At 66.5% G+C, this 17,740-nt stretch carries 14 protein-coding genes; 7 read left to right on the forward strand and 7 right to left on the reverse strand.

Annotated elements, in window-relative coordinates; genetic code table 11:
- Positions 1–82: 82 nt before the first annotated feature.
- The 3 genes from FGF80_RS13180 to leuS all read right to left on the reverse strand — a co-directional run bounded on the left by FGF80_RS13180 (position 83) and on the right by leuS (position 4,009).
- On the reverse strand, positions 83–688 hold the full coding sequence (locus FGF80_RS13180) for a DUF420 domain-containing protein (protein ID WP_138654493.1): 606 nt from the start codon (positions 686–688) through the stop codon (positions 83–85).
- Between the two features lie 161 nt (positions 689–849).
- Complete coding sequence (locus FGF80_RS13185) at positions 850–1,143, reverse strand: HalOD1 output domain-containing protein (RefSeq protein WP_006185401.1); 294 nt, start codon at positions 1,141–1,143, stop codon at positions 850–852.
- Positions 1,144–1,261: 118 nt separating this feature from the next.
- Positions 1,262–4,009 carry a leucine--tRNA ligase gene (leuS, locus tag FGF80_RS13190; RefSeq protein WP_138654495.1) on the reverse strand — a complete coding sequence of 916 codons (2,748 nt, stop codon included), beginning with the start codon at positions 4,007–4,009 and terminating at the stop codon, positions 1,262–1,264.
- Between the two features lie 217 nt (positions 4,010–4,226).
- Here leuS and FGF80_RS13195 point away from each other — a divergent pair, with 217 nt between their 5' ends.
- Together FGF80_RS13195 and FGF80_RS13200 are read left to right on the forward strand one after the other, a co-directional pair.
- Positions 4,227–4,952, forward strand: a complete 726-nt coding sequence (locus FGF80_RS13195; RefSeq protein ID WP_138654497.1) for a cell surface protein — start codon at positions 4,227–4,229, stop codon at positions 4,950–4,952.
- A gap of 117 nt (positions 4,953–5,069) precedes the next feature.
- Complete coding sequence (locus FGF80_RS13200) at positions 5,070–6,056, forward strand: SDR family oxidoreductase (protein ID WP_138654499.1); 987 nt, start codon at positions 5,070–5,072, stop codon at positions 6,054–6,056.
- 39 nt (positions 6,057–6,095) lie between these two features.
- On the opposite strand, the gene FGF80_RS13205 is transcribed toward FGF80_RS13200, so the two are convergent.
- Positions 6,096–6,557 (reverse strand): SPW repeat protein, encoded by a 462-nt coding sequence (locus FGF80_RS13205; RefSeq protein ID WP_006185405.1) that lies wholly within the window; start codon positions 6,555–6,557, stop codon positions 6,096–6,098.
- A gap of 600 nt (positions 6,558–7,157) precedes the next feature.
- On the opposite strand from FGF80_RS13205, the gene FGF80_RS13215 reads away from it, so the two are divergent.
- Positions 7,158–8,150: a carboxypeptidase regulatory-like domain-containing protein gene (locus FGF80_RS13215; protein ID WP_006185407.1), complete on the forward strand. Its 993-nt coding sequence runs from the start codon at positions 7,158–7,160 to the stop codon at positions 8,148–8,150.
- Between the two features lie 481 nt (positions 8,151–8,631).
- Here FGF80_RS13215 and glmS read toward each other — a convergent pair whose 3' ends face one another.
- The 3 genes from glmS to FGF80_RS13225 form a co-directional block, all read right to left on the reverse strand.
- Positions 8,632–10,443, reverse strand: a complete 1,812-nt coding sequence (gene glmS / locus FGF80_RS13220) for a glutamine--fructose-6-phosphate transaminase (isomerizing) (RefSeq protein WP_138654503.1) — start codon at positions 10,441–10,443, stop codon at positions 8,632–8,634.
- Positions 10,443–10,586: a hypothetical protein gene (locus FGF80_RS19255; protein WP_175417034.1), complete on the reverse strand. Its 144-nt coding sequence runs from the start codon at positions 10,584–10,586 to the stop codon at positions 10,443–10,445. The genes glmS and FGF80_RS19255 overlap by 1 nt, the downstream gene beginning before the upstream one ends.
- 471 nt (positions 10,587–11,057) lie before the next feature.
- Positions 11,058–11,705 carry a helix-turn-helix transcriptional regulator gene (locus tag FGF80_RS13225; RefSeq protein ID WP_138654505.1) on the reverse strand — a complete coding sequence of 216 codons (648 nt, stop codon included), beginning with the start codon at positions 11,703–11,705 and terminating at the stop codon, positions 11,058–11,060.
- Positions 11,706–12,053: 348 nt separating this feature from the next.
- On the opposite strand from FGF80_RS13225, the gene FGF80_RS13230 reads away from it, so the two are divergent.
- The 4 genes from FGF80_RS13230 to FGF80_RS13245 all read left to right on the forward strand — a co-directional run bounded on the left by FGF80_RS13230 (position 12,054) and on the right by FGF80_RS13245 (position 17,573).
- Entirely contained in the window at positions 12,054–13,457 is a 1,404-nt protein-coding gene (locus FGF80_RS13230; protein WP_138654507.1) for a nucleotide sugar dehydrogenase, read from the forward strand.
- 117 nt (positions 13,458–13,574) lie between these two features.
- Positions 13,575–14,645 carry a DUF354 domain-containing protein gene (locus FGF80_RS13235; protein ID WP_138654509.1) on the forward strand — a complete coding sequence of 357 codons (1,071 nt, stop codon included), beginning with the start codon at positions 13,575–13,577 and terminating at the stop codon, positions 14,643–14,645.
- Positions 14,645–15,607 carry a glycosyltransferase gene (locus FGF80_RS13240; protein ID WP_138654511.1) on the forward strand — a complete coding sequence of 321 codons (963 nt, stop codon included), beginning with the start codon at positions 14,645–14,647 and terminating at the stop codon, positions 15,605–15,607. Before FGF80_RS13235 ends, FGF80_RS13240 begins: the two co-directional genes overlap by 1 nt.
- On the forward strand, positions 15,597–17,573 hold the full coding sequence (locus FGF80_RS13245; RefSeq protein ID WP_138654513.1) for a glycosyltransferase family protein: 1,977 nt from the start codon (positions 15,597–15,599) through the stop codon (positions 17,571–17,573). Before FGF80_RS13240 ends, FGF80_RS13245 begins: the two co-directional genes overlap by 11 nt.
- The last annotated feature ends 167 nt before the right edge of the window (positions 17,574–17,740 follow it).

Raw genomic sequence — 17,740 nt, forward strand, 5'->3', positions numbered from 1 at the left:
GGGGACCAACGGCGGGACGGCCCGCTCTCTCGGGCGATCGTATCGAAACGGGCGCGACGCGATAGCGGCGCTATGCGACGCCTTAGACGGCGACGGGGACGATCATCGACGCGAACTCGTAGGCGAAGACGTGGTTGAGCAGGACGTAGGTGACGACGCCGAGGAAGAGGCTCAGAATCCACGCGCCGGCGGCGATACGGCCCACTCTGGCGTGTGGCGTCTCCCGGAGTTCCGCGGGCGTGTGACTCAGCCCGAGGATCAGGGCATAGAGGACGACCGGGACCGAAACGATCGAGAGGAGGATATGGATCGCCAGCATGACGAGATACGGGTAGTAGGCAATCTTGGGGCCGACGAACTCCTTGGTCCCGCCGCCGCCGACCTTGAGCAGGTAGACGACCAGAAAGCCGAGGATCAACACGAACCCGCTGACCATCGCCAGCCGGTGTTTCTCGACGTTGCCGGCGCGGATCCAGTACCAGCCGAGCAGCAAGACGACCGTCGCGGTCGTGTTGATGACTGCGATCACGTGAGACAGCAGATTGACCTGTGCGTTCGTCAGGTCGGGATAGATCGGAACGTCCAGCAGAAACGTCCCGAGCACCAGCGCGTACCCGACGATCGTCAGGAGGATCGTTGCGCCCACCGGTTGCTGCCGGAGTCGCCGTTTGGCGTCAGCGGTTGCCATTATCGGACGTTAGGAACACCGCCGTATCATGCTTGCTGTTCCGGGTGCGATCCGATAGAGGCCGCTCCGGATCGCGATCGTACCTGGTCGATCCCCCGCTGAAGCGTTCGCTGCGGGCGAACCGGATCGCGGACAGCCACGACCATCCGTCGAGGGGAACGTCAGTCGGCCGAGTCAGTCGGCTCGCCGAGCGTTACCCGTCCGTCCTGATCGACGGTTACATCGTAGCTACAGAAGGAAAACGAGACCGTCCCTCCGGGCCTGCTCGCACCGTTGGACCGGTCCGCGAAGAGCGCGTCCAGTGCCGCCGGATCGATGACAGCGTGGAGGGATTGGTAGTCCGGTGGCGAGATCGCCGCCGGCGAAACGCCTTCCGCCTCGGCGACCGCTTCGATCACTGCTTGGCTCGGTGCTCGTCGGGACGACGAGCCGACGCTACCGTCACCCTCCACCATCGTGTTTGCGTCTTCCGAAGCCGATTGAATAAAACTGTCCTTCCCGAGTTTCCGGAATTGCTCACGCGGACCGCATCCGCGCCGCCGAGTAGCGGCGCATCGCCCCGGCCGGCGGCCCCTAACTGATTCGAATCGCGGGTTTGCCGGGTCGGGCTTTGGCGGCCTGCGCGTCGTCGCCGGTGGCCCGTCGAACGGTGACGGCCGCATCGAACTCGTCGGTGACGAGCCAGGACGCGCGGTCGAGAACCGCCAGTTCGTGATCCGCGCTTCGTCCCTCCTCGCCGTCCTCGCCGTCGCGTCCGACGAGTTCGCCCGCGAACGCCGCGACGCGAGCGGGATCGGGGGCGGCGACCGACTCGTCCGCGAGAACCGCGTCGACGATCGAGTCGACGGGGTCGGACCCGTCGTCCCCGCTGGCGGTCCGGCCCGCCAACTCGGCGGCCCGGTACTTCCAGTCGGGTGCGACGATCAGTTCGATCCGTTCGGGGTCGTCGATGTCGGCGATGCCGACGATATCTCGAACGTCCTCGAGCGTGCGATCGACCAGTCGGCGCTCGAGCCGATACCGCGAGGCGTCGCGGTTTGGCTCGGGCCAGTCGGCCTCGACGGCGAGCCCGTCCCCGCGGAGTTTGTTCCAGAGTTCTTCGCCGAGGTGGGGTGCCATCGGGGCGATCAGCGCGGCCAGGGTCAGCAGGCCGCGCCGGTAGACGTCACCGTGTGGGCGGTCGTACTCGCGATAGCGCCGGAGCAGACGTGCCAGCTCACGGATCTCGGTCGCGGCACGGTGGAACCGGTACCGGTCGTACTCCGCCGTGACCGCGGCGATGGTTCGGTCGATCTCCCGAGCGACGTACTCGTCGTGGTCCCGTCGCTCGACGCGGGCATCGCCTTCCTCGACGAAGGCAGTCGCCATCCGGTAGAGGGTCTGCTGGAGATCGTAGGCTCCGCGGACGTTGTTGGCGGTCCACTCGAAGTCCTGTTCGGGATGCGCCGCCGAGAGGACGAACAGCCGCGTCGTCTCCGCGCCGTACTCCTCGGGGGTGACGACGTTGCCTTTCGAACTGGACATCTTCTCGCCGTCGTACAGCACCGTCCCCTGGCTCATGAGTTCGCGGATCGGTTCCCGCCGCTCGAGGAGATCGAGGTCGGCCAGCGCCTTCGTGAAGAAACGAGTGTACAGCAGATGCAGGCTGGCGTGCTCGTCGCCGCCGACGTAGAGATCGATCGGCAGCCAGTCGTTCGCGATGTCGGTCTCGAACGGCGCGTCCGCGAGAGTCGGCGAGAGGAAACGCAGGTAGTACCACGAGGAATCGACGAACGTGTCCATCGTGTCCGTTTCTCGCTGAGCGGGCCCGCCACAGTCCGGACAGGTCGTCTCGGTCCACTCCTCGGCCGCGTCCAGCGGGTTCCCCGTGGTCCGGACGAACTCCGGTAGCTCGATCGGGAGGGCCTCGTCCGACACCGGAACGCGTCCGCACTCGTCACAGTGGACCATCGGGATCGGCGTCCCCCAGTAGCGCTGGCGGGAGATCAGCCAGTCTCGAAGCCGGTAGGTGACATCGTCCGCGAGCGCGTCGTGGTCAGCGACGATCCGCTCGCCGGCCACCCCGCTCTCGAGGCCGTCGTACTCGCCGCTGTGCTCGAGGACGCCCGCGCCGGTGTACGGGTCGCCTTCGTCCGTTTCGGTCCCACTACCGCCGTTGTCGTCGGCGTCGGGAACGATCACGCGCTCGATCGGTAGGTCGTGCTCGCGTGCAAACGAGTGGTCGCGCTCGTTGTGGCCGGGAACGCCCATCACGGCACCAGTGCCGACGTCTTCGAGGACGTAACCGGCGACGTAGACCGGAAGTTCCGCGCCTGTCAGCGGGTGGACCGCGGTAGCGTCGGTCTCGACGCCGGCAAAACCGACCCGGTCGGGGGCCTGCTCGCGAACGGTCGCGATGTACTCGGCGACGGCGTCGTCGTCCTCGGCCAGCGCTCGAGCGAGGTCGTGACCCGGCGAGACGGCGAGATAGGTCGCGCCGTAGATCGTCTCCGGGCGGGTGCTGAATACGTCGACGGCTCGGTCGTCGTCACCGTCGCCGCTCCTGCCAGCGCCGCTGTAACCGGCCACGTCGAACGTGATCCGTGCCCCTTCCTGCCGCCCGATCCAGTTGCGCTGGATCTCGCGGACGCCCTCGGGCCACCCCTCGAGATCGTCGAGCCCTTCGTGGAGTTCTTCGGCGTAGTCGGTGATCGTAAAGAACCACTGATCGAGTTCCCGTCGCCCGACTGGGGTCTTACACCGCCAGCAGACGCGATCGCCGTGGCCGCTCGCCTGATCCGAGGACTCGCTGCGTTCGTCCTCGTGATCGACGACCTGCGCGTCGGCCAGTACCGTCTCGCAGTCGGGACACCAGTTGACCGTCGCCGCCTCGTACTCGACGAGCCCCGCCTCGTAGAGGCGCTTGAACAGCCACTGATTCCACCGGTAGTACTCGGGCTCACAGGTCGTAATCTCCCGTGACCAGTCGTAGCCAAAGCCCATCGTCTCGAGTTCCTCGCGCATGCGCCGGATACACGCCTGGGTCCAGGACTCGGGGTCGGTCCCGCGGTCGAACGCCGCGTTTTCGGCGGGGAGGCCGAACGCGTCCCACCCCATCGGGTGGAGGACGTCGTCGCCCCGCATGCGGCGATAGCGCGAGTAGGCGTCGGTGATCGCGTAGTTGCGGACGTGCCCCATGTGGAGCGTGCCCGACGTGTAGGGAAACATGCCGAGGACGTAGGTCGGGTCCGTGGCGTCGGCATCGAGCGCGTAGACGTCGTCGCGCTCCCAGACGTATTGCCAAAACTCCTGAACCTGTGCGTGATCGTAATGACTCGTCATTGTCGGCGGTGTCCGTTGTTCCCACTGGACGGGCCGGCTATATCATTGTTCGGCCGCCGCGGCGGCTTCGTCCCGCGTCGCGACCGACGCCGTTCCTCGAGCCCGAAGCGAGCCGATACGAACGGAACGGAGCGCGTATCAGCCGCCACCCGTCGGTTCGATCCGCTGTGGGCCGAGCGTAACAAAGCGGGTGGGTCGTCTACGATCGAGCCGTCAAATGGCACGCCTTCCAGACGATATCCCATCGGCGTTCGCGCTGCTGGTTCCCATCGTGGCCGTCCTGCTCACGTTCGGCGTCCTGACGGTCGTCGTCGCCCCGGATCTGCGGGCGGACGAGACGAATTCGTCCGCCGCTGCAGTGGAGCGCGACGACGCGTCGGCCGCTGAGTCAACCGCACCGACCGACGACCGCGACGACGCGATTGTCCCCGAAACCGAGCCCGACTCGAGCCCGGACGGGGACGACAGCAGTGCGACGGAACCGCCAGCCGACCCGGTGCCGTCGACCGATTCCGACCCGTCGACCGACGACTCCGACGGAGACGACACTACAGCGGACGATGCCGCCCGAGCATCGTCGGACGGCCCCGCCGAACCGGCCGAACCAGCCGACTCGGACGACACCGCTGCTCCTGCTGAACCAACCGAACCGGACGGCTTGGACGAATCAGTTGCTCCGGATGCCCCCTCCGAACTGGACGACCCCGCTGCTCCGGACGACCCAATCGAAACGGACGCTTCCGACGACGCGGACGACGACTTCGGCGGCGATTTCGAGCGAGCGCTCGAGGACGCCGGGCTGGTCGACGATGCGGACGATTCGGCGGCGAGCGACCGCGACTCGTCAGCAGCCGACGAGCGAGGGCCATCGACCGGGATCGAACGAGGACCGCTGGAGGACCCACGACGCCCGTCAGACCCTGTTGCTCCGTTCGGCGACTGACGGTACCGTTCCCCCGCTCAGGGATCGCCGGCCACTCCCGGAGCCGTCGATAGCCGTGACAGTTCTCGAGTGCGACACCTGGGGACTGCCTTCTACGAGGCCATCGTAGAACGGCGCATGGCGACGACCGCACTCGTGACCGGCTGTTCGTCGGGCATCGGCTATGAAACGGCGCGCGCACTGCTCGCGGCGGGGTGGCGGGTTTATGCGACCGCCCGTGATCGCGATCGGGACGGCCTCGAGCGACTGGCCGACCGCGGGGCCGACATCGTGGCCCTGGATCTGACCGCTCCCGACGATATCGACCGCGTCGTCGAGCGCGTCCGCGACGAGGCCGGCGGCGTCGAGTGCCTCGTCAACAACGCCGGCTACGGGCAGTTCGGCCCGGTCGAAGACGTACCCACGAGGCTGCTCGAGCGCCAGTTTTCCGTTCACTGTTTCGGGCCGCACCGACTGATTCGGGCGGTGCTTCCGGGGATGCGCGAACGCGGCAGTGGTCGCATTATCACCGTCACCAGCGCCGCGGATCGGCTCGCGCTCGCCGGGATCGGTGCCTATACCGCCTCGAAGTGGGCGATGGCGAGTCTGAGCGACGCGCTGCGACAGGAGCTGACCGGCTCCGGGATCGACGTCGTCGTCGTGCAACCGGGCGTCGTACGGACGCCGTTCTACGACCGCGCCGTGACGGCGGTCGACGACGCGGCCGCGACCGCCCGACCAGCCTCGAGCCCTATCGACGGCGCGGCGGCGATGGAGCCGGACCGGCACGGGTCGAGCAGGAACATGACTGTCGTCAGCCCCGCGGGGTACGACGATCTCTACCGCATCCTCCGGCGGCTCCGCGCTGTCGAAGGCGGCGGTCCGTTCATCAACGATCCCGACCGGGTCGCCGCGACGATTCGGGAGGCCGCGACCGTTCCGAACCCCGACACGCACTATCGCGTCGGTCCAGTCCCCGTTCTCGGATCGCTATACGGCACGCTCGTTCCGGGCGCGGTACGGGATCGGCTCACCGCGCTCGGGATTCGACTGGCCGCGAGCGAGCCCGTTCTCGACCTGCTCGAGCGGCGCGCAGCGGACGCACCGCCCGAACGATACCCCTGATCGCGGCGAACAGCGACGAAAAAAGCCGCCTCCGGGTCGTTATCGCGTCCCGGCGGCCGTTCCGCGAGGGACGCCGCGACCGGCGGCGTAGGCGATATACGCCGACAGCGCCGCGGCGATGAGTCCCGAGACGATGTTGCTCCAGGCCAGGCCCGCACTGGCGACCTCGAGACCGCTGATCGCGAACTGCCCGCCGATCGCGAAGTGGGAGACGACCATCCACAGCGCGAGCAGGGCGACGAGCGACATCACGCCGGTACTGGTCGGGTGGGCGGTGATGATCCGGTAGTAGTTGTATCCTGCCAGCAGGAAGATCGCGCCCCCGACCAGCAGGTTGTTCCACAGCATGGACTGCGCCGGGCCATAGACGAACGGTGACGCGGCCAGCCACAGGCCGATCAGCGAGACGAAGCCGCTCAGCCACTTCTGGCTGTCCGGCTCGCCCTGGTCGCGGGTGTGCGATTCGCCGGCCGCCGGGTCGTTTGTCGTGGATTCGCTCATGGCACTCTCGACCGGGATTCCCACAGGAACACTCAAAAAGCGCGCCGACCGTTCACGCTCCACTCTCGAAATCCGTCCGGAGATCACGTGTTCGGCGATCGGTCAACGAGCCGTGAGAGCGGCCAAAACAGCCGTTACGACTCGCCAATCGGCGACTTGCGCTCCCCCGACGGACTGGGTAATACTGTATTACCGGCCGCTCGATTGCACAGCCGAGTTCTAGTGACGGTATCGCCCCACAGTCCGCCGTCGAAGACGGTTTTCGGTAGTGAAACGGTTTTATCGTCGGTATAGTGAACCCCCGAACCGGGGAAGAGTCATGTAATGAATTCACTCGGACATGACCGATCGAACTCCCGGGCGACTGGACGCTGTCGGCAGGTGATTCGCCAGCACCCCTCGGCACGGGGCCCGGCCCGAGACTCGTCGGACGCGGCAGCCACACCAGCAGCGTCCGGGACCGAACGTATCGCGACCGGCACCCGCTCGAGCGCTGGCCGACCGAAAGCGGACGTGTCCGATGGAGAGCGGAACGCGTCGGTCGCGGACGACGGGACGACGCGCACGTAACAACCGATCACGACTCACAATTCTTCACGTATGCGTCGCAATGTCCAACGACAGCGAACGGAGACCAGATCGATTCGGAGCAGCGTCCAGATTTTGCTCACCGTCAGTGGGATCGTGTTCCTGCTGGCCGGGCTAGTACTCGCTGCGAGCGGTGCGTCCGTCAGTAGCGCCGTCGGATCGGTCACTGACCGATTCGACGACTCGGATCAGCCGGCCGACGACGGCATCGAGCCGTCGGATGACAGCGCTGCGGACGCCGGCAGCGGGAACGAAACCGACGAGACCAGCGGCGAGAACGACGAAAGCGGGGATGGGACCGTTACTGACGGCGAAGGCGACAACGGTGACAGCGACGAGAGCACCGCTGACGGTGGGGAGAGCACCGACAGCGATGACGGCGAGACGGACGGGGATCGCAGCGACGGCGATACCGATGGCAACGAGACGGACGGTGATAGCGACGGAGGCAGTGGCGACGGCGATGATGGACCGCACACGGTGACCGTGACCGTGGAAGATCGGGACGGGAACGCGATCGCCGGGGCCAACGTCAGCCACAATGGGACTGTCGGCAATGGACAAACGACCGACGGCAACGGCGAGGTTGCCTGGGAGGTCGAGAACGGAACCTACGCCGTATCCGCGAACGCGGACGGGTACCTGTCCGCGGAAGACAGCGTCGACATCGACGGCGGCAACGCGTCGCTCACGCTGACGCTCGAGGAGGAACGCGACGGGTCGGGAACTGACGACTCGAGCGACGACGGGAGCACGGTGACGTTCGTCGTGGAAGACGGGAACGGCGAACCGCTCGACAACGCGACCGTTGCGCTTGAGCGGGAATCGCCGAGTCTGCAGGGGAACGAGCGGAAGACCGTCGATCGGAACGGTGAGGTCGACTTCGAGCGCGAGGACGACGAGTACACGTTTACCGTGATCGTAGACGGGACCGAGTCGGACGAGCGGACCGTCGATGTCGATGGTGACACGAGACGGCGCGTGACAGCGACGACTGATCGCTAGGGACGGGTCGGTCGCGGTTCGCTGCTCGTTGTCGCGGTTCGGAACGCCGGTCGTCCCGTCGGCATCACCGACCGCCTCGAGCGCCGAGTGACGCCGGCCCGTTTCCGTGCCGACGGCACCGCCGTCTCGAGCCCTAGTTCGTCAGCCCATTACTGTCCTCTCGGCGAGCGCGTTCGCTGAACGGCGATCGCCGGATCGACCGTGCGGGCGTCGCCACCGAGCGCGCGGCTCCGCCCCGTGGGATCGCCCGGCGTTGACTGTCCGGCCGCGGTCGCAACCACGACACTCCCGCCCCCGCGAAGCGGGATACCGCTGATCTCTCGAGCGGTGTGGTATCGTGTACTCGCTGTACGAGTGGGGGCCTCGGTTCGGAAGAGCAACGGCAGCGCTCGGGGTTCGGCCGTCACGGTACCGGTTCGAGAATCGGCGTTCTTCGTTCGAACTGATGCGTCAAAAAGGCGTTATCCGGCGGGCGGGACGGTCATTCGACCGTGACGCTCTTCGCGAGGTTGCGCGGTTTGTCGATCGGGCGCTCGAGTTGCGTCGCGGCGTGATAGGAGAGCAACTGGAACTGGACGTTCGCGAGCAAGCCCGCCCAGACGGGATGGGTGTCGGGAACCGGCAGGTGCGCGTCGGCGACATCGGCGAGGGGCTGCTCGTCCGGACCGACGGCGACGATCGGCGCACCGCGAGACTGGGCCTCGATCGCGTTCGTCTTCGTCTTCTCGTCGTCGTCGCCGCCGGTCGCGACCGCGAACACGGGCGTGTTCTCGGTCACGAGCGCGAGCGGCCCGTGTTTCAGCTCCCCGGCAGCGAACCCTTCGGCGTGCTCGTAGGTGATTTCCTTGAACTTCAACGCGCCCTCGAGCGCCACCGAGTGTCCGAGTCCGTGCCCGATGAAGAAGTACGAGTCGCTGTCGAGCAGTTTCCGTGCGAGCGTTTCCGCCCGTCCCGTTTCCAGGACGGTCTCGACGTGCGCTGGAAGGGCTTCGAGCGCCTCGAGCATGGCCGCTCGGTCCGCGACGGGAGTCGCGTCCGGAACGTCGTCGGCGAGACGTTGGCTGAGCAGGGCGAGCGTGACCGCCTGCGAGGAGTAGGTCTTCGTCGCCGCGACACCGACTTCCGGGCCGGCGCGGATGTAGACGGCGTCGTCGGTTTCGCGTGCGGCGGTCGAGCCGACCACGTTAGTGACGGCGAGCGTCCGCGCGCCACGAGCAGCCGCGTTCCGGACCGCGTCGAGGGTGTCGGCGGTTTCGCCGCTCTGCGTGACCGCGACGACGAGCGTGGTCTCATCGACCGGTCCGGCCGTGGATTCGTACTCGCTCGCGCGGAGGACGTCGGCCTGCACACCCGCCTCCCGCACTAACTGCCCGCCGTACATCGCCGCGTGATACGACGTCCCGCAGGCGACGAACTGAACGGACTCGATACCGTCGAACGAGCCGGGGGGAAGGTCCTCGAAAGCGACGTTCCCATCATCGATCCGACCCTCGATCGTGTTCGAGAGGGCCGTTGGCTGCGTCTCGATCTCCTTGCGCATGTAGTGGTCGTACTCGCCTTTCCCCGCATCGTCCGGGTCCCAGTCGACGGTGTCGACGGATCGCTCGATCCGTGTGCCGTCGAGATCGGTGATCCGGTAGGCGTCCGGCTCGAGAACGACGAGATCGCCGTCCTCGAGATAGATCACGTCGTCGGTGTGATCGAGGAACGCCGGCACGTCACTGGCGAGATACCACTCCTCGTCGTCGAGTCCGAGGACGAGCGGGGAGCCCTTTCGCGCCGCGTAGACGCGCTCCTCGCCGTCGACGATCGCGGCGATCGCGTAACTCCCCTCGAGCGTGTCGACGGCCTTCCGGACCGCCCGCTCGGTGTCGTCGGTCGACTTCAGGTACTCGTCGATAAGGTGCGGGATGACCTCCGTGTCGGTCTCGCTCTCGAACTCGTGGCCCCTCGCGGTGAGGTCCGCCCTGAGTTCGTCGTAGTTGTCGATGACGCCGTTGTGGACGACCGCCACGTCACCTGCCGTATCCGTGTGCGGATGGGCGTTCTCGTCGGTCGGCGGGCCGTGGGTGCTCCAGCGGGTGTGTCCGATCCCCATGTTCCCGTGGGGACGGCCGTCGAGCGACGACTTGAGGTCGGACACTTCGCCGGACGTCTTGTGGACCGTGACGCCGGACCCGTTCTGGACCGCGATCCCCGCCGAGTCGTAGCCGCGGTACTCGAGGTTCTCGAGGCCCGAGAGGAGCGTCTCCGCCGCGCTGCCGCGGCCGATACGCGCGATAATACCGCACATCAGCGCAGCACCTCCCGGGCAGCGGCCGTCGACCGCGATGACCCGCCGACCGGACGGCGGCCGACATCGCCGCCGATGGTCGTATCGGTCGTTTCGAGCCGGTTCGAGACCGCTGCCTGAACTGCAGTACTGGTTCGTGTCATTGGTATCTCGACCCCGTCCGACGGTCCTGTCGACGGCCGGGGCGTCGTTCCCACGACGTGTGACAGCGGCCATTACTATAGCACGAATAAGTCGGTACTGCGAATACGACGGTCGCTACCGGCCGTATAATCCCGCGTTCGACCCTCGGAACGCCACGTTCCGACGCGACGGGTGCGTCCGACGTGCCAGCCTTCTCGCCGTAAGCGGCGGGATTTCCGACTCGAAGAGACCGAGCGGCCGCCCCGGTCCGATGCTCGAAGGGTGGCCAGGGACGGCTGACTGCCCCCTGTGGAGACGTTTCCAGGGTCGCCATAGCGTTCCTGCTCCATTGACCGTCGTCCGACGATCGACTCGAGACGGGCCAGCGGCGGGGATATTCCTCGCCGACGAGAACTGCGCTGGATGCGAGCGATGTGGCGGTGGGTAAAAAAGGCGATGTGACTGGTGGGTGAACGGCGGTCGGGTCGTGCCTACTGAACGCGGGCCTCGATTTCGTCCGTCGCCTGCTCTCGAGTCGCCGGCCGATCGGCCAGCGTGATGACGTTCTCCCGACCGACCGAGCGTTTCTCGATCGTGCCGTCGGCGTGCATCCGCGAGCAGATCCGGCTCACTTTCGACTTCGACCAGCCGGTCCGCTCGGTAATTCGATGCTGGCGAATCCGACCGTGATTCGCGATGAGGAGTCGGACCACCTCACCCTCGTCGCTCAGAAGCCGCGATGGCGTTTCCGGCGAGAGATACGACTCGTACGCGCGATGGGTGTCCGCTGATGGCTGCTCGGAGTCGTCCCGATCGCCGATCGTGTCCGCCACCAGCGGCAGCGACGACACGTCGATATCGCGATCCGAGAGCGCGGCGGCCATCCGGAGCCCGACGAGTCCGCTGATCAGCAGGAACAGCGCCGCGATCAAGGCGGACTCCCAGAACGACGTCACGCGAAGCAGTTGTATCCAGGACAACGCTCCGCCGGACCGATCGCCGATCCGCGGAACGACCGTTCTCGATGCCATCACGTGCACGTCGTACTGCTGTGTCGGAGCCGGACCCGGATCGGCCAAGACGGTGCTCCGCATCGATGCGATCCGGGCGCTGACTCCGATCTGAGGCGTGGACACCATGATTCGCGTGCTGCAGTCGGTACGCGATCGAGTCACGAGCGTCGCGACGTCGCCGACCGCATCGGGGATGCGATTCACGCCACCTTCATTATACAGCAGTACAGGCGGGGTTAACAACGTTCTAAGCGCTTGGTCGGCCGCTCGTCCCCGGACCGCCGACTCCGCCAGCGGCGCGTCCGCCAGCCACGAGCCGATCGGGTTCGCTCCCGCACTCGTTTATTCGCGGTATAGTAAACCACCGCCACCGACTCGTCGGTTCCACGGGACGCCCCGCCGATCGCGGGTGCACCGATTCCGGAGTGACCGTTGCACGCGGTTGTGCGACGGGGCAGCGACAACGCATCACCCATGACCACGATAATCAGCGATACGGAGACGCGAGCCGACGATCGGGAGAGTGACCAGGACGCACGACAATCGAGCCCCGGCGGCGGAACCGCCCTCGAGCACTCGAGCGCACAGTCGACGCATGCGGCGACGATCTGCGTCGTCGGATTGGGATACGTCGGGCTCCCGCTCGCAGTCGGGTTCGCCCGGTCGGACTACCGCGTCATCGGCTACGACGTCGACGACGTGACGGTGGGTCGACTACAGGAGGGTATCGACACGACCGGCGACCTCTCCGACGACGCAATCCAGGACGGTGACATCTCGTATACGACCGATGCGACCGAGATCGGCGCGGCCGACTACGTCATCATCGCCGTTCCCACCCCGATCGACGACGATGATCGGCCGGACCTCGGCTACGTCGAGAGTGCGGCGACCACCGTCGGATCGAAGATGGATCCCGGGACGACGGTCGTCCTCGAGTCGACGGTCTACCCCGGCACGACGCGCGAGACGGTCGTGCCGGCGCTCGAGGACGCCTCCGGACTGACCGCGGGTACGGACTTCTTCGTCGGGTACTCTCCCGAACGCGCCACGCCGGGCGACGCGGACCACGGTCTCGAGGACGTCGTCAAAGTCGTCAGCGCGCAGAACGAGGCGGTGCTCGAGGACGTGGCGACGTTGTACGAATCGATCGTCGACGCGGGCGTCCATCGCGCTCCGTCGATCGAGGTCGCCGAGGCCTGCAAGGTCGTCGAGAATGCCCAGCGGGACCTCAACATCGCGTTCGTCAACGAACTCACGATGGCGCTCGACACCATGGACATCGACGGCCGGGCCGTCCTCGAGGCCGCGGGTACGAAGTGGAACTTCCACGACTACCAGCCGGGGCTGGTCGGCGGCCACTGCATTCCGGTCGATCCGTACTTCTTCGCGTACCGGTCGGCTCAGGAGGGGTTCGACCCCGAACTCATGCAAACGGGCCGGCAGGTTAACGAGTCGGTCCCCGACCACGTCGCCGAGCTGACGATCAAGGCGCTCAACCAGTGTCACAAGACGCTCCGCGAGAGTCGCGTCCTGGTGTTGGGGCTGGCGTACAAACCGGACGTCGGGGACATTCGAAGCTCGAAGATCGGCACCGTCATCGACGAACTGCAGGAGTACGACATCGACGTCGAGGGGTTCGATCCGTTCGCTGACGACGAGGCGGCCCGGGAGTCGTTCGGCATCGAGATCCAGGATCGACTCTCGTTCGAGGGCTTCGACGCCGTCGTGCTCGCGACGCCTCACGAGGAGTTCGACCACCTCGATCTCGAGGAGGTCGCCGACCAACTCGCCGACGAGCCCGCACTGATCGACGTGACCGGCGCGATCGACGACGGTATCGCCGCCGACGCGGGACTCGCCTACCGGAGGTTGTGACGCGATGCGAGCCCAGCGACGTGTCTCCGACGGATCGGTGGCCCGGGCGGAACATCCATCGCCGTCGCCGCCGGCCGCCGTCTCGAGCCGCCGGCCTGTCGCGGAGGTGGGTCGACGATGCGGGTAATGATAACGATCCAGCACCCAGGTCACGTCCACTTCTTTCGAAACCCGATCGCGGAGTTGAACGCGCGAGGCCACGACGTTCACGTCTTCGCTCGCGAGAGCGGCGTCGCCGTTCGGCTCCTCGAGGCGTACGACATCAATCACGAGGTCGTGGCCGGCGACGCCGACTCGCTGGCCTCGCTGGCGGCGGTGCAGGCGACGTACGAACTCCGACTGCTACGGCGAGCGCGGCGGCTCGATCCCGACGTGATTACGGCGATCGGCGGCGTCGCCGCCGCCCACGTCGCGTCGCTGACGGGAGCGACGAGTCTCGTCTTCTACGACACCGAGCACGCGACCCTCATCACGAACCTCGGCTACCCGTTCGCGGACGTGATCGCCACGCCGGCGTGTTATCGGGACGATATCGGCCCGAAACAGGTGACGTACCCAGGCTATCACGAACTCGCCTATCTCCATCCCGAGCGGTTCACCCCCGATTCGGCGGTGCTCGAGGAGGTCGGGCTCGCCCCCGACGCACGGTTCGCCGTCGTCCGACTCAGCAGTTGGGACGCCACCCACGATGTCGGCCACGGCGGTTTCGACGATCCCTGCGAGGTGGTCGACCGACTCGAGGACGCGGGCCTGCAGGTCCTGCTCACGGCGGAGGGAGAGCTCCCGGCCGCCCTCGCGTCGTACCGGTTCGAGACCTCGCCGACCCGGCTGCACGACCTGCTCGCGAACGCCAATGTCGTCCTGAGCGAGGGGGCGACGACCGCAGCGGAAGCCGCAGTGCTCGGCACGCCCGCGGTCTACGTGAACCCGCTTTCGCTCGGCTACACGACGGAACTCGAGGCGGAGTACGGTCTGCTGTTCGAATACGACGGCGATGCGAGACACGCGCGCGGGCTCGAGAAAGCCGTCTCGGTGGTCGAGGAACCCGCCGACACGTGGGGACGGCGTCGCGAGCGCCTGCTCGCCGAACGGATCGACGTCACGGACTACGTCGTCCGGCAACTCGAGACGCTCGCGCAGACGCGTCCCGCGGGACGATCGATGCCTGGAGCAGAGGGAGATCACTGATGAAGGTCCTCCAACTGGTCACGTCACCGCGGCCTTTTTTCGACCAGCAGGTAGCCGCTCTCGAGGCCCGCGGCGTCGACTGTACGGTCCTCGAAGCCCCTGGCGAACACAGCGGGGCGTCGGGCCGGTCGGCGGTGGAGTACGCCCGCTTGTATTCGAAACTCCTCTCAGAGGTCCGATCGACATCGTACGACCTGGTGCACGCGAACTACGGGCTCGTTGCCCCTTTTGCGCTTGCCCAGCCGACACGACCGGTCGTCGTGACGCTGTGGGGAACCGATCTCATGGGCGAGCAATCGTGGCTCCGATCGGTCAGTCGCCACGGTGCCCGCCGGTCGGATGCCGCGATCGTCCCGAGCCGAACCATGGCACGCGAACTCGCGGCCGACCACCGACTGATCCCGTTCGGCGTCGACACCGATCTGTTCCGACCGATGGCTCGAGTACGCGCGCGCGAGTACGTCGGCTGGGAGACCGACCGTCCGGTCGCACTCTTCCCGTACGACCGGACTCGATCGGTCAAGGACTTTCCACGCGCTCGCCAGCTCGTCGAACGTGCGGACGTCGATGTCGATCTCCGAACCGTCTCCGGCATCGCCCACGAGACGATGCCGTACTACATGAACGCGAGCGACGTCCTGCTGGTCACGTCGAAACGCGAGAGCGGCCCGATGGTCGTCAAAGAAGCCGCCGCGTGTAACCTGCCGGTCGTCTCGACGGACGTCGGCTTCGTCCGCGAAACGGTCCGCGGCGTAACCAACTGCGTCGTCAGCGACAACGACGGGGCGCTCCTCGGCGGGCTCGAGCGGGCCGTCGAAGACGGGGGGCGCTCCGACGGCCGCGATACGGTCGACGGGCTCGCCGTCGAGTCCCTCGGGGAGCGCCTCCACGGACTGTACCGCGAGCTGTTGGGCCGAGAGGAAGCGCTCGGGAATCCGACGGAGGTCAGCAATGACGTATAGATCGCTGTCGGAGCTGCGACCGCTGCGTCTCGACACCGTCGCGGCGATCGGCGGCGTCCTGCTCGCGGCGGTGCTGTTTCCGCTGCGGTTTCTCACGTCGCAGATTTATCTCAACACCGTTCCGGTAATCCTCGGCACCGCGTGTACGTTGTATCTCCTTTCCCTGTATCAGCGGGACGACCCCGGGGCGTTTCCGACCCTGCCGTCGGCGATATCGATGGCGCTCCCGAGTGCCGTCCTGGTCGGACTCACGGGGCTCGTGCTGCTGACCGTCGTTCAGGGGGCGCGAACGCACCTCTTCTTCGGACTGGCGAGCGTCGTCGGGACGCTCGTCATCGGCCAGATCGTTTTCGTGAGCGATCGCGACCTCCATCCCGGCCTGCTGCTCCTCCAGATCGTCTGCTTCGCGTTCGTCTTCCGGTTCACCGCGCTGTACGCGACGCCGGGATACATCGGGATCGATATCTGGACCCACCACGAGTTCATCGACGCGATTCTCGCGGACCAGTCCCTCGGCGCGATCTCCCACGACAAACACTACGGATCGCCGTTTTACCACCTGTTGGTCGCCGCTTCGTCGCTGCTGTACGACGTTCCGATTCGCGCCGCGCTGTACCTCTCCGTGGGCCTCGTGATGCCGCTCTCGGTCCTGCTCGTCTACGCGACCACGAACCTACTCGTCTCGCCGCGATGGGCGGTGCTGGCAACGGCATTGTACGCCTTCGCGAGCCACGTCGCGAGGTGGGGAATGCACCTCATCCCCACGAGTCTGGGGCTCGTCTTCTTCCTCGCGATGTTGTACGCGTTACTCCGAGTGATGCGGATCGAGTACACGATCCGGGACTTCTCGCTGCTCCTGCTGTCGAGCATCGCCGTTATCCTTACCCATCAGGTCTCGACGTTCATCATGCTCGTCCTGTTGCTCGCGGCGTTTCTCGCACAGTTCGTGTTCGTGATCGGCCCGCTCGGGCTCACGCGCCTCGACGCGAGCGTCTTCCGGACGAAAAAGCCGGTCAACCTCGTCGGGCTCGTCGTGTTCAACCTCGGCCTGACGATCTTCGTCTGGTCGCTGACGCCGTATCGACAGGACTCGTTCCTGGCGACGGTCCTGAGTTACTTCACGCAGACGCTCGAGGAGAGCGCCGGATTCCTCAATACCGCGGGCGACTCGTCCGACGGGGCCAAAGCGGGGGCCGAGGCCGCGCCAACGCTGATCGAACAGCTCGTCCCCTACGTGGACACCCTCGGGTTCCTGCTCCTGCTCGGTGCGACGTTCGTGGGCTGTCTGTACGTCGTCCACAGGCGACGCGCCGAACAGTCGGTGTTCACCCTCCTGCTGGCGGCGGCGTTCATGCTGGTGTTCATCCTCGGACTGCCGATGTTCGGCATTCGGAGCTTCATTCCGACGCGCTGGTTCGCGTTCCTCTACGCACCGATGGCAGTCCTCGGGGCGATCGGCGTGCGGACGCTGCGGGGGAACATGACGCCGGCGCTGGTCGCCGCCGTGTTGCTCGTCGTCGTGCTCGTCTATCCGGGCGCGATGGTCCTCGCCGCCGAGAGCAACGCCGAAAACCCGGTCTTTTCGACCCAGCACGAGCGCCTCGCGTACGACGAATCGGAACTCGCCGCCGCCGAGTCGATCGGTGAACTGACCGGTTCGCCTCAGGGAGAGGAGATCCGTCCCGATCAGCAACTCCACACCGATCATCCGTATCAAACCCTGTTCAGTCGGACCGGCGCGTATCCGTCGACGACGACGGCTACGGTTCCCGAGGACGGCGTCGCGAACCACGGCTACACGGTCTATCGATCGGCACAATCGACCGAGGCGACGTACGTCACGGACGGCGACGGGAACACGCGGATCGCACACCTCTCTCGAGGCCAACTCTGTCGCCCGGATCAGGCCACGGTCTACACGAACGGGGACGTGACGATGTGTACGCCCTCGCCGGCGAGTAACTGATCGGCCGTCGGCCTCGACGTCCGGCCATCGTTTTTCGGACCGCCGTGGTCGATTCCGATCGTGAGTGGCCCGATAGAACTGTCCCGACCCGTGCAGGTCGCCGACGACCGACCGTCGCTCGGTTGTCTCCTGCCCTCCGTCTGGATGTCCGGGTGACTCCTCGATGC

Source organism: Natrinema pallidum (assembly GCF_005890195.1).
Taxonomy (GTDB): Archaea; Halobacteriota; Halobacteria; order Halobacteriales; family Natrialbaceae; genus Natrinema; species Natrinema pallidum.

Coding starts and splice junctions, on each gene's coding strand:
- FGF80_RS13200 (WP_138654499.1), top strand. CDS start 5,070: ATGGCGACGACCGCACTCGTGACCGGCTGTTCGTCGGGCATCGGCTAT.
- FGF80_RS13195 (WP_138654497.1), top strand. CDS start 4,227: ATGGCACGCCTTCCAGACGATATCCCATCGGCGTTCGCGCTGCTGGTT.
- FGF80_RS13245 (WP_138654513.1), top strand. CDS start 15,597: ATGACGTATAGATCGCTGTCGGAGCTGCGACCGCTGCGTCTCGACACC.
- FGF80_RS13215 (WP_006185407.1), top strand. CDS start 7,158: ATGCGTCGCAATGTCCAACGACAGCGAACGGAGACCAGATCGATTCGG.
- glmS (WP_138654503.1), bottom strand. CDS start 10,443: ATGTGCGGTATTATCGCGCGTATCGGCCGCGGCAGCGCGGCGGAGACG.
- FGF80_RS13205 (WP_006185405.1), bottom strand. CDS start 6,557: ATGAGCGAATCCACGACAAACGACCCGGCGGCCGGCGAATCGCACACC.
- FGF80_RS19255 (WP_175417034.1), bottom strand. CDS start 10,586: ATGACACGAACCAGTACTGCAGTTCAGGCAGCGGTCTCGAACCGGCTC.
- FGF80_RS13240 (WP_138654511.1), top strand. CDS start 14,645: ATGAAGGTCCTCCAACTGGTCACGTCACCGCGGCCTTTTTTCGACCAG.
- FGF80_RS13185 (WP_006185401.1), bottom strand. CDS start 1,143: ATGGTGGAGGGTGACGGTAGCGTCGGCTCGTCGTCCCGACGAGCACCG.
- FGF80_RS13230 (WP_138654507.1), top strand. CDS start 12,054: ATGACCACGATAATCAGCGATACGGAGACGCGAGCCGACGATCGGGAG.
- FGF80_RS13225 (WP_138654505.1), bottom strand. CDS start 11,705: ATGGTGTCCACGCCTCAGATCGGAGTCAGCGCCCGGATCGCATCGATG.
- FGF80_RS13180 (WP_138654493.1), bottom strand. CDS start 688: ATGGCAACCGCTGACGCCAAACGGCGACTCCGGCAGCAACCGGTGGGC.
- leuS (WP_138654495.1), bottom strand. CDS start 4,009: ATGACGAGTCATTACGATCACGCACAGGTTCAGGAGTTTTGGCAATAC.
- FGF80_RS13235 (WP_138654509.1), top strand. CDS start 13,575: ATGCGGGTAATGATAACGATCCAGCACCCAGGTCACGTCCACTTCTTT.